The sequence below is a fragment of the Dietzia sp. DQ11-44 genome (assembly GCF_014145205.1).
GTDB lineage: Bacteria > Actinomycetota > Actinomycetes > Mycobacteriales > Mycobacteriaceae > Dietzia > Dietzia natronolimnaea.
In genome coordinates this window covers 1-10,907 of sequence record NZ_JAALEC010000711.1, presented here as the reverse complement: position 1 = coordinate 10,907, position 10,907 = coordinate 1, and the positions used below count along the sequence as shown (strand labels likewise).

10 protein-coding genes and 2 tRNA genes are annotated in these 10,907 nt (G+C 69.4%); 4 read left to right on the top strand and 8 right to left on the bottom strand.

Annotation, left to right across the window (positions count from 1 at the left end; genetic code table 11):
- Positions 1-702, top strand: a 702-nt coding sequence (locus tag G6018_RS16065) for a LuxR family transcriptional regulator (RefSeq protein ID WP_241732193.1), incomplete at its 5' end; no start/stop codon positions are given.
- Positions 699-1,994 carry a benzoate/H(+) symporter BenE family transporter gene (locus G6018_RS16060; RefSeq protein WP_347237886.1) on the top strand — a complete coding sequence of 432 codons (1,296 nt, stop codon included), beginning with the start codon at positions 699-701 and terminating at the stop codon, positions 1,992-1,994. The genes G6018_RS16065 and G6018_RS16060, both read left to right, overlap by 4 nt.
- Before the next feature lie 6 nt (positions 1,995-2,000).
- Here G6018_RS16060 and clpX read toward each other — a convergent pair whose 3' ends face one another.
- The 5 genes from clpX to G6018_RS16035 form a co-directional block, all read right to left on the bottom strand.
- On the bottom strand, positions 2,001-3,269 hold the full coding sequence (gene clpX, locus G6018_RS16055; RefSeq protein WP_182640151.1) for an ATP-dependent Clp protease ATP-binding subunit ClpX: 1,269 nt from the start codon (positions 3,267-3,269) through the stop codon (positions 2,001-2,003).
- 147 nt (positions 3,270-3,416) lie between these two features.
- Positions 3,417-4,040: an ATP-dependent Clp protease proteolytic subunit gene (locus G6018_RS16050; protein WP_179526200.1), complete on the bottom strand. Its 624-nt coding sequence runs from the start codon at positions 4,038-4,040 to the stop codon at positions 3,417-3,419.
- Between the two features lie 71 nt (positions 4,041-4,111).
- Positions 4,112-4,753, bottom strand: coding sequence for an ATP-dependent Clp protease proteolytic subunit (locus G6018_RS16045; protein ID WP_107748149.1), 642 nt, complete (start codon positions 4,751-4,753; stop codon positions 4,112-4,114).
- Positions 4,754-4,993: 240 nt separating this feature from the next.
- Positions 4,994-6,400, bottom strand: a complete 1,407-nt coding sequence (gene tig / locus G6018_RS16040; protein WP_182640150.1) for a trigger factor — start codon at positions 6,398-6,400, stop codon at positions 4,994-4,996.
- A gap of 50 nt (positions 6,401-6,450) precedes the next feature.
- Positions 6,451-6,527, bottom strand: a tRNA-Pro gene (locus G6018_RS16035).
- 198 nt (positions 6,528-6,725) lie between these two features.
- On the opposite strand from G6018_RS16035, the gene G6018_RS16030 reads away from it, so the two are divergent.
- Positions 6,726-6,799 (top strand) — tRNA-Gly (locus G6018_RS16030).
- A 205-nt stretch (positions 6,800-7,004) separates the two neighbouring features.
- Here the strand turns inward: G6018_RS16030 and G6018_RS16025 are convergent.
- The 3 genes from G6018_RS16025 to G6018_RS16015 are packed head-to-tail and all read right to left on the bottom strand — an operon-like array spanning position 7,005 to position 9,055.
- Positions 7,005-7,853 (bottom strand): Fpg/Nei family DNA glycosylase, encoded by an 849-nt coding sequence (locus G6018_RS16025; RefSeq protein ID WP_182640149.1) that lies wholly within the window; start codon positions 7,851-7,853, stop codon positions 7,005-7,007.
- A gap of 56 nt (positions 7,854-7,909) precedes the next feature.
- A complete protein-coding gene (locus G6018_RS16020; protein WP_179524911.1) occupies positions 7,910-8,383 on the bottom strand; it encodes a ribose-5-phosphate isomerase in 474 nt (157 codons plus the stop codon).
- 45 nt (positions 8,384-8,428) lie between these two features.
- On the bottom strand, positions 8,429-9,055 hold the full coding sequence (locus G6018_RS16015) for a DsbA family protein (protein WP_182640148.1): 627 nt from the start codon (positions 9,053-9,055) through the stop codon (positions 8,429-8,431).
- Between the two features lie 94 nt (positions 9,056-9,149).
- Between G6018_RS16015 and pepN the strand changes: the two genes are divergently transcribed.
- On the top strand, positions 9,150-10,907 hold a 1,758-nt coding region (gene pepN, locus G6018_RS16010; protein WP_182640147.1), incomplete at its 3' end, for an aminopeptidase N.

The window sequence follows — 10,907 nt, the reverse complement described above, 5'->3', positions numbered from 1 at the left end:
TCCGCCGAACCGCTGCACGCCCTGTCCCTCCGGCTCGACATCGACCAGCCGGGTTTCTGGCCGTGGCACGATCTCTACGCCCACTCCCTCGTCCTGGCCGGCCGGCTCGAGGACGCCGAGGCGCTCATCGGTCCCCCCGAACAGCGGGCCGTGGAGCTGGGCCACCGGTCCACGCAGGCCAGGCTCGGCGCCGTCCGCTCCCGGATCGCCGCCGTCCGCGGGGACGTGGAGGAATGCTCCCGCATCTTCCACCGGAGCCTGGAGTACCTCGACGGACTGGCGATGCCGTACTACTCCGCACAGATGCACTTCGGGTTCGGCCAGACCCTGCGTCGGGCCGGTCGGCGCCGCGAGGCCCACCTCGCCCTCGGGACCGCCCGAGACCTCTACGAACAACTCGGTGCTCATGCCTACGTCGAGCGCTGTGAGCGGGAGCGCCGCGCCGGGGGTGTCGACGTGGCCCGCGCGGTCGGCAACTCCACCCTCACCCCGCAGGAACGGGCCGTGGCCACCCTCGTCGCGGCGGGGCGGACCAACGCCCAGGCCGCCGAGGAGCTGTTCCTCAGCGTCAAGACGATCCAGTACCACCTCACCCGCATCTACTCGAAGCTCGGGATCAACGGCCGCACCGAATTGGCGGCCCACGTCGCCAGGTCCCGCCACCCGTTCGGGCCCGATCCCGACGAGTCAGGAGTCCCGTGACCACCGACAGCGCCCCCACCGACGGTCGGAGCCGGGACACCGACGCCCCGGCGGGAGACCCGTCCCGGACCGCCGCCCTGCTGCCGATCGAGATCCCCCACCACCGCCGACCCTCGCCGCGGCGGGTGCTGGCGGACCTGGGCCCGAGAGAATGCGCCAACGCCCTCATCGCGCTGATCTTCTCCGCGACCGGCCCCGTCGCCGTGATCCTGGCCGCGGGGGAACAGGGCGGGTTGACCCCGCAGGAACTGTCCTCGTGGATCTTCGGGGTGTTCTTCGCCAACGGGGTCCTCACCATTCTCATGAGCTGGATCTACCGGACCCCGTTGGCGTTCTTCTGGACCATCCCCGGCACCGTGATCGTGGGCAACTCGCTCGGACATCTTCGGTGGTCGGAGGTACTCGGCGCCTACGTCATCACGGGCGTGGTGATCCTGCTGATCGGCCTCAGCGGGGTCGCGCGCAGGGTCATGGACTGGATTCCGATGCCCCTGATCATGGCCATGGTGGCCGGGGTGTTCCTCCGGTTCGGCCTCGGTCTGGTCGACGCGGTGTGGACCTCCGCCACCGTGGCCCTGCCCATGGTGGTGGCCTTCCTCGCCGTCGGGGCCCTTCCGCGGGTGGCCCGGGTGGTCCCGCCGATTCTCTCCGCGATGCTGGTGGGGATCATCGCGGTGATACTCGACGGCGGGTTGTCGCGGGGAGTCCTGGACGACGGGCTCCTCGCCGTCCCCATGGTGCAGGGGCCGGAGTTCACCGTCCGCGGTCTCACGGAGTTGGTGGTCCCCCTGGCCGTCACCGTGCTCGTCGTCCAGAACGGCCAGGGGGTCGGGGTTCTCCGTGCCAAGGGGCATCATCCGCCGGTGAACGCCTGCGCCGTGGCGTGCGGGATCTGGTCTCTGCTGGTCTCCGCGATCGGCGGGGTCTCCACGTGCCTGACCGGACCGACCAACGCGCTGCTCGTCTCATCCGGGGAGCCCCGCCGGCACTACGCGGCCGCGATCGGCACGGGTGGGCTGGCGCTGATCGTGGGGGTGCTCTCCCCCGCGTTCGTCGGCCTCATGGTCGGGACGCCGGCGGCCTTCGTCGCGGCGCTCGGCGGGCTGGCGATGCTGGCGCCACTGCAGTCGGCGTTCGTCACGGCGTTCCGCACCGACCGCGCGTTGGGGCCGCTGGTGTGTCTGCTGGTGACGGTGGCCGACGTGTCCCTGCTCGGGATCTCCGCGCCGTTCTGGGGGATCGTCCTGGGACTCGCGGTGTCGGCGCTGCTGGAGCGCCGCACCACGAGCTGACGGGTCCTACGCCGACTTCTCCCGCGGCTCGGAGTCGGAGAACGGGACGATCGTCGGCAGCACGTTGTGGCGCACCGTCTCGCCGGTGACCACCACGCGGGCCACGTCGTCACGTCCGGGGATGTCGTACATGACCGGGAGGAGGACCTCCTCCATGATGGCGCGCAGGCCGCGGGCGCCTGTGCCCCGCAGAATCGCCTGGTCGGCCACGGCCTCGAGGGCGTCCGTGGTGAACTCCAACTCGACGCCGTCCATCTCGAAGAGCCTGGCGTACTGCTTGACGAGCGCGTTCTTGGGCTCGCTGAGGATGTTGACCAACGCCTCGCGGTCCAGACTCGTCACCGTCGCCACGACCGGCAGGCGCCCGATGAACTCGGGGATCAACCCGTACTTCACCAGATCCTCGGGCATGACGTCGGCGAAGTTCTCGGTGGTGTCCAGGGAGCTCTTGCTGGCCACCTCGGCCCCGAAGCCCATGCCTTTGCGACCCACGCGGTCACCGACGATCTTCTCCAGGCCCTGGAAGGCCCCGGCGACGATGAACAGCACGTTGGACGTGTCGATCTGGATGAACTCCTGGTGCGGGTGCTTGCGTCCACCCTGCGGGGGAACCGATGCCTGCGTGCCCTCGAGGATCTTCAGCAGCGCCTGCTGGACGCCCTCGCCGGACACGTCGCGGGTGATCGACGGGTTCTCGGCCTTGCGGGCGATCTTGTCGACCTCGTCGATGTAGATGATGCCCATCTCGGCACGCTTGGTGTCGTAGTCCGCGGCCTGGATGAGCTTGAGGAGGATGTTCTCCACGTCCTCGCCGACGTAGCCGGCCTCGGTCAGCGCGGTGGCGTCGGCGATGGCGAACGGGACGTTGAGCATCTTGGCCAGGGTCTGGGCGAGATAGGTCTTGCCACACCCGGTCGGACCCAGCATGAGGATGTTGGACTTGGCCAGCTCGACGGCGTCACCGCGACCGAGGGAGGTCCCCACCCGGATGCGCTTGTAGTGGTTGTAGACGGCCACCGCCAGGTTCCGCTTGGCGGCGTCCTGTCCCACCACGTACTCGTCGAGGAACGCGTGGATCTCCGACGGCTTGGGCAGCTCGTCGAGTGCCGAGTCCTGCGAGTCCTCGACCTCGGACTCGATGATCTCGTTGCACAGCTCGATGCACTCGTCGCAGATGTAGACCCCCGGACCGGCGATCAGCTTCTTGACCTGCTTCTGGCTCTTCCCACAGAAGGAACACTTCAACAGGTCGCCGCTCTCACCCACACGTGCCATGAGTTCTACGTCCTCGCATTCCAGGGGCCCGGATTCACACCCCGTAGTCGACGGTACGCGGGAGGGCCGACAATTCCGACCCCCCGCGCGATCAGTTCATTGGACCTGACGGCGCACCGCTACCCACTACGGCGCGCCGCCCGGACGTCAGTTGGTCGACGACAGCTTGCGGTAGTCGAACACGGTGTCGATGATCCCGTAGTCCTTGGCCTCGGCGGCCGTGAGGATCTTGTCGCGATCGGTGTCCTTGCGGATCTTGTCCGCCTCGTGGCCGGTGTGCAGCGCCAGGGTCGTCTCCATGAGGCGACGCATGCGCTCGATCTCCGCGGCCTGGATCTCCAGGTCCGAGACCTGGCCCTGGATCCCGCCGGTGGCGGGCTGGTGGATGAGGATGCGGGCGTTGGGCAGGGCGGCCCGCTTACCCTTGGTGCCCGCGGCGAGCAGGACCGCGGCCGCCGAGGCCGCCTGCCCCAGGCACACCGTCACGATGTCGGGACGCACGTACTGCATCGTGTCGTAGATCGCCATGAGCGAGGTGAACGACCCACCGGGCGAGTTGATGTACATGGTGATGTCGCGGTCCGGATCCTGGCCCTCGAGGACGAGGAGCTGGGCCATGATGTCGTTCGCCGAGGCGTCGTCGACCTGGGTGCCCAGGAAGATGATCCGCTCCTCGAAGAGCTTGTTGTACGGGTTGGACTCCTTGACGCCGTAGCTCGAGTGCTCGACGAAGGAGGGCAGGATGTAGCGCGAGGTCGGCAGTGAGGTCATCGGTGACTCCGTGGTGGTGTGCGGGGCGGGCTGGGCTGCGGGAGCGCTCCCGTGGGCGACGGGTTCGATGGTCACGACGGCGAGGTTCCGCCGGTCTGGGAGGCGCGCGCGATCACGTGGTCGACGAAGCCGTACTCCTTGGCCGCCTCGGCGGTGAACCACCGGTCACGGTCCGAGTCCTCGGTGACCTGCTCGAACGACTGGCCCGTGTGCTGGGCGATGAGCTCGGCCATCTCGCGCTTGGTGGCGGCGTACTGCTCGGCCTGGATCGCGATGTCGGCGGCCGATCCACCGACGCCGGCCGAGGGCTGGTGCATCATGATCTTGGCGTGCGGCAGCGCGTAGCGCTTGCCCTTGGTCCCGGCGGTCAGCAGGAACTGGCCCATCGAGGCCGCCAGGCCCATGCCGTAGGTCGCCACGTCGCACTCAACGAACTGCATCGTGTCGTAGATCGCCATCCCGGCCGTGACCGAGCCACCGGGCGAGTTGATGTACATGGCGATGTCGCGGGTGGGGTCCTCCGCCGCGAGCAGCAGGATCTGCGCGCAGAGGCGGTTGGAGATGTCGTCGTCCACCTGGGACCCCAGGAAGATGATCCGCTCCTGCAGGAGACGCTCGTACACCGAGTCGCCGAGCGTCAGCCCGTGGGATCCGGGCGAGCTGAGGGCGGGCTGCGTCGAACCGGGCTGTGCCGCTGAACCGTTCTGGGCCACGGGGTACCTACCTTCGCTGGTCGTCTCACCGCTCCCGCGGTGCCCGGCCGTCCGGCGGCCGGGTATCCGTTACGTCAAACAGTAACCAACACCCACGACGGAACCGTCCCGACGGGGCGGGTGTTCGCTCTCAGCGTCGCCGTCCGCTGCCGCCGCCGCGGGCGCCGTCGACGTGAACGACGGAGCCGGGGACCACCGTCGGGTGGTCCCCGGCTCCGGGGGTGGTTCAGGCGGTGACGGTCAGGCGTCGTCGCCCTTGCCGTCGGTGGTCTCGGTCTCGGCCTCGGCGGCCTCCGCACCCTCGGCGGAGTCGGTGGCCTCCTCCTCACGCGAGCCGAAGAACTCGGTGGTGTCGACCGTGTTGCCCTCGGTGTCCGTGACGTTCGACTGGACGATCACGTCGGCCAGGGCCTTGGAGCGCCGCACATCGGAGAACAGCGACCCGAGCTGGCCGGCCTGCTGGATCTGCTGCACGAACTGGTTCGGGTCCATGCCGTAGCGCTGGGCCTGGAACATGATGTGCTGCGTGAGCTCCTCCTGCGAGACCTCGGTCGAGGCGTCCTCGGCCACGGCGTCCAGCAGCAGCTGGCTGCGGATGGCGCGCGCGGCGCCCTCGCGGGTCTCGGCCTCGAAGGTCTCGCGGTCGGTGCCCTCGGCGGCCAGCGCCTGGTCGAGGATCGCGGGGTCCCCACCGAACTGGTCGATGAGCTGGTGCATCTGCGCGTGCGCCTCGGACTCGACGAGGGACTCCGGGGTCGGGACGTCGGTGGCCTCGATCAGCGCGTCCAGGACCTTGTCGCGGATCTCGCCCGCGAGGCCGGCCTTGGCCTGCTGCGCCACCTTCTCCGTGAGGTCGGCCTTGAGCTCGTCGAGGGTGTCGAACTCGCTGGCCATCTGCGCGAACTCGTCGTCGGCGTCGGGGAGCTCGCGCTCCTTGACGGACTGGACGGTCACGGTGATGACCGCCTCCTTGCCGGCGTGATCACCGGCGACGAGCGAGGAGGTGAACTCCTTGGACTCGCCGGCCTTGAGGCCCTCGGCGGCGTCGTCGAGGCCCTCGACGAGCGTGCCGGAACCGAGCTCGTAGGACAGGCCCTCGGTCGAGGCCTCGTCGACGGGCTCGCCGTCGACGGTGGCGGCCAGGTCCACCGAGAGGAAGTCGCCCTTCTCGGCACCGCGCTCGACGCCCTTGAGGGTGCCGAAGCGGGCGCGGAGGTTGTCGAGCTCGGTCTCCACCGCCGCCTCGTCGGTGGCGGGGGCCTCGACGGTGACCGCCAGCTCAGAGTAGGTCGGGAGGGTGATCTCGGGGCGCACGTCCACCTCGGCGGTGAACTCCACGACGTCGCCGTCCTCGAGCTTGGTCACCTCGATCTCCGGCTGCGCGAGGACCTTGAGGTCGTGCTCGTCGACGGCCTGGCCGTAGCGGGTCGGGATCATGTCGTTGATGACCTGCTCCAGGACCGCCGGGCGACCGATCCGCGCCTCGAGGAGCTTGGCGGGGGCCTTGCCCGGACGGAAGCCGGCGATGTTGACCTGGCCGGCGAGCGACTTGTACGCCTTGGCGAAGTCCGGCTCGAGCTCAGCGAACGGCACCTCCACCGTGACCTTGACCCGGGTCGGGTTCAGCTGCTCGACAGTGCTCTTCACGGTGATGATCTCCTAGGAAAGTCGTGTGGGGTTCGTGTTTCGGGCTCCGCTGGTCGGGATGACAGGATTCGAACCTGCGACCCTCCGCTCCCAAAGCGGATGCGCTACCAAGCTGCGCCACATCCCGGTGAGTCGCGCGACCGACCACCCCGCGCCGTACGCGGGAAACCTGCCGGGCCGCCAAACCAACTCGCCCAGTGTACGACAGTGCCGCATCACGGCAGATTCCGAGTTGGCGGGCCGGGAGTTGGGAGCGCCGCACCGGTCCGGTAGTGTTGTCTCAGCGCGAGCGAGACGAGGGGGAAACCCCAGGTCAGCCGCCGATGCGGGCGTAGCTTAATGGTAAAGCCCCTGCCTTCCAAGCAGGCTACGCGGGTTCGATTCCCGTCGCCCGCTCCACACGACGCCCCCGCGACGCCCTCCCGGCGCTCCCGAGGATGGCGTCTCGCGGTAGCGCCTGTTCGACCAGACCCCAGCCGCCCCTGGGCCTGGCGTCTCGCAGGTACTTCTGTGCCCGCGAGACGCCGTCGCGACGTGCGGCTGCGAGATGCTTGCCAGCTAACCGGCTAACCCGCCCGCCCGCGGCTGCGACTCGGCGACAGGTTCAGCGCTGCCGTCCCGGCTGGCAGGTCGGACACCAGAAGAGGGTCCGCGCCTCCAACGTCTGCAGGACGATCTCGTCGCGGCACACCCGGCACTGCCAGCCGTCCCGTTGGTAGACGTAGTTGCGCGGCCGGTCGGCACCACGTCGGGGCACGTCCCCGTGGTCGTGCTCCGGGCGGATCGTGTGGATGGCGCCGGTCTCCACCCCCACCTCCATCAACTGCACCAGGTCGTCCCAGATCGCGCGGAACTCGCCCTCCGTCACCCGCGAGCCGGCTCGGAACGGGTCGATACCGTGCCGGAACAGCACCTCGGCGCGGTAGACGTTCCCGACTCCGGCCAGGACCTTCTGGTCCATGAGCAGCGCACCTACCGGCCGCGCACTGCGTGTGATCCGCGCCCACGCCCGCCCGGGATCGGCGTCGGGATCCAGGGGATCGGGGCCCAGACGGCCGCGCACCTCGGCCACACCCGCCTCGTCGATGACGTCGCACCTGGTGGGTCCGCGCAGGTCGACGTAGTGGGCGGGCCGGCCCTCCGACCTCCCGCCGGGAAGCATCGCCCCGACCCGCATCCGCACCTGCCCCACCGGCGCGGGCGGTTCCTCCCCCTGCGGCACGAGGTGCGTGTCGAAGAATCCGTACAGCCCCAGGTGGACGTGGACGGCGAGGCCGCCCTCGTAGTGGTGGAAGAGGTGCTTGCCGACGGCTGTGGCGTGCTCGAAGTACCTACCGTCGACGACGACGTGGTCCGCGAACCGCCCCTGTGGGCTGGAGACGCGGACGGGCCCGCCCGCGAAGTACTCGGTGTGCAGGCGGGCCAGCCGGTGGAGGGTGTGCCCCTCAGGCACGGAGTGTCTCAGGCATGGTGTCGCCCGGGCACGACGCTTCTCGGGCGCTTCTCTGATCAGGCCCCGGGGACCGGCGGGGCCTCGTGGGTGCGCTCGTACTCGGCGAGGATGTCGATGCGACGCTGGTGACGCTCGGCCTCCGACCAGCTCTGGTCGAGGAACGCATCGACGATCGCCAGTGCCTCCTCCTGCGAGTGCATGCGCCCACCGATACCGATCAGCTGCGCGTTGTTGTGCTCACGGGCGAGGCGCGCGGTCTCGACGCTCCACGCCAGGGCGCAGCGGGCGCCGGGAACCTTGTTGGCCGCGATCTGCTCGCCGTTGCCGGAGCCGCCCAGCACGATCCCGAGGCTGCCCGGGTCCGCCACGACCTTGCGAGCCGCGTCGATGCAGAAGGCCGGGTAGTCGTCCTCCGCGTCGTAGCTGTGGGCGCCGCAGTCGACCACCTCGTGGCCGGAGGTCTTCAGGTGCTCGGCGATGACGTTCTTGGTCTCGAAGCCGGCGTGGTCCGCTCCCAGGTAGATGCGCATGGCGGCGATTCTGCCACGCTCGGCACCCGCCGCACCCCCGGGCCTTCAGTCGAACTGCGGGGCCTCGGTGCGGCTGCGCTTGAGCTCGAAGAAATAGGGGTACTCCGCGAGCAGGGCGGCGCCGTCGAAGACCTTGCCCGCGTCCTCGCCGCGCGGGATGCGCGTGAGGACGGGACCGAAGAAGGCCACGCCGTCCACGTGCACGACCGGGGTGCCGACCTCGTCGCCCACCGGGTCCATGCCGCGGTGGTGCGAGGCGCGCAGCTCGTCGTCGTAATCATCCGACGCCGCCGCGGCGGCGAGACCCGCGTCCAGTCCGGCGGCCTCGAGCGCCTCGGTGATCACCGTGGGGTCCTCGATCCCCCGTCCCTGGTCGTGGATGCGGGTGCCGAGCTCGGTGTACAGCCGGCCCAGGACCTCCTGGCCGTGACGCTGTGCGGCGGCGATCGCGACCCGGACCGGGCCCCAACCGCGTGTCATCAGCGCGAGGTAGTCCTCGGGGAGGTCCCGGCCGTCGTTGAGGACGGACAGGCTCATGACGTTCCAGGTCAGCTCGATGTCCCGGACCTTCTCCACCTCGAGGATCCAGCGGCTGGTGACCCATGCGAAGGGGCACAGGGGGTCGAACCAGAAGTCGACGGAACGGGTGGCGTCGGAACCAGAAGATGTCATGACCCCATCCTCCTCGTCCGGGTCCCCGACTGCCACCCCGCCGCGGGTGGTAGGACTGGGGCCACCACCCCCGCCCAGGAACCGAGGACCTCCGATGCGCTCGCTCAATCTCACCCGTTCCGACGCCGCCGCCAGGGCGGAACTGCTCGACGTGGACACCTACGAGGTGGACCTGGACCTCACCGACGGCTCCGGCGGACCGGGATCCGGGACGTTCCGGTCCCGCACGGTGGTCCGGTTCACCTGCTCCCGACCCGGGGCGGAGACATTCATCGATCTGAGGTCGGCGCGGATCCGGTCGGTGACGTTGAACGGACGGGACCTGGAGACCGGGGACTATGACGACGAGGCGGGGCTGACGCTGCCCGACCTGCAGGAGACCAACGAGCTCGTCGTGGACGCCGATCTGGCGTACACCTCCACCGGCGAGGGCCTGCACCGCATGGTCGATCCCGTGGACGGGGAGGTCTACCTCTACTCACAGTTCCAGACCGCCGACGCCAAGCGGGTGTTCGCCTGCTTCGACCAGCCCGACCTCAAGGCCCGCTACACGCTGACCGTCACCGCCCCCGCCTCCTGGGTCGTGGTGGCCAACACCCCGGCCGGAGAGTCCCCGGGCGAGTCGGGAGCGGTCGTGCACCGGTTCGAGCAGACGGAGATCCTGTCGACGTACCTCGTGGCCCTGATCGCCGGCCCCTATCACGTGGTCGAGGACTCCTACGTCGACGAGCACGGGACCATTCCACTACGACTGTTGTGTCGTGCGTCGCTCGCCGGGTACCTCGACTCCGATCGGCTGTTCGCCGAGACCAAGGAGGGCTTCGGGTTCTATCACCGTGAATTCGGCATGCCGTACGCGTTCGGCAAGTACGACCAGATCTTCGTGCCCGAGTTCAACGCGGGGGCCATGGAGAACGCCGGGGCCGTGACGTTCCTCGAGGACTACGTCTTCCGCTCCCGCGTCACGGCCTACCGCTACGAGCGGCGTAACGAGACGGTGCTGCACGAGATGGCCCACATGTGGTTCGGCGACCTGGTGACCATGCGCTGGTGGGATGACCTGTGGCTCAACGAGTCGTTCGCGACCTTCGCCTCGGTCCTGGCCCAGGTGGACGCCACGCAGTACACCGACGCGTGGACCACGTTCGCCAATGTGGAGAAGGCGTGGGCGTACCGGCAGGACCAGTTGCCCTCCACCCATCCCGTGGCGGCCGACATGACGGACCTGGAGACGGTCGAGGCCAACTTCGACGGGATCACCTACGCCAAGGGCGCGTCCGTGCTCAAGCAACTGGTGGCGTACGTGGGACGCGAGCCGTTCCTGGCCGGCCTGCGCGCCTACTTCGCCGAGCACGCCTTCGGCAACGCCGAGTTCGACGACCTCCTGCGGGCCCTCGAGGCCTCCTCCGGCCGCGACCTGTCCGACTGGGCCGACCAGTGGCTGCGGACCACCGGCATCAACCCGATCTCGGTGGAGGTGGACACCGCAGACGACGCCCAGGCGACGATCTCCGAACTGACCGTCGTGCAGGGACCCGCCGCCCCGGGTGCCGGGGAGCTGCGCACCCACCGTCTGGGGGTCGGCCTCTACAGCCGTGACGACTCGGGCGCGCTGGTGCGCACCGCGTTCGCGGAGCTGGACGTGGACGCCGAGCGCACGACCGTCCCGGACATGTCCGGCCTTCCCGTTCCCGACCTGATCCTGCCCAACGACGCCGACCTGACGTACTGCTCGGTGCGCCTGGACGAGCGCTCCCTGACCACTGTCCTGGGCTCCATCGAGGACGTGACGGACTCGCTCGCCCGGACCCTGTGCTGGTCCGCACTGTGGGAGATGACCCGGGAGGCCCGG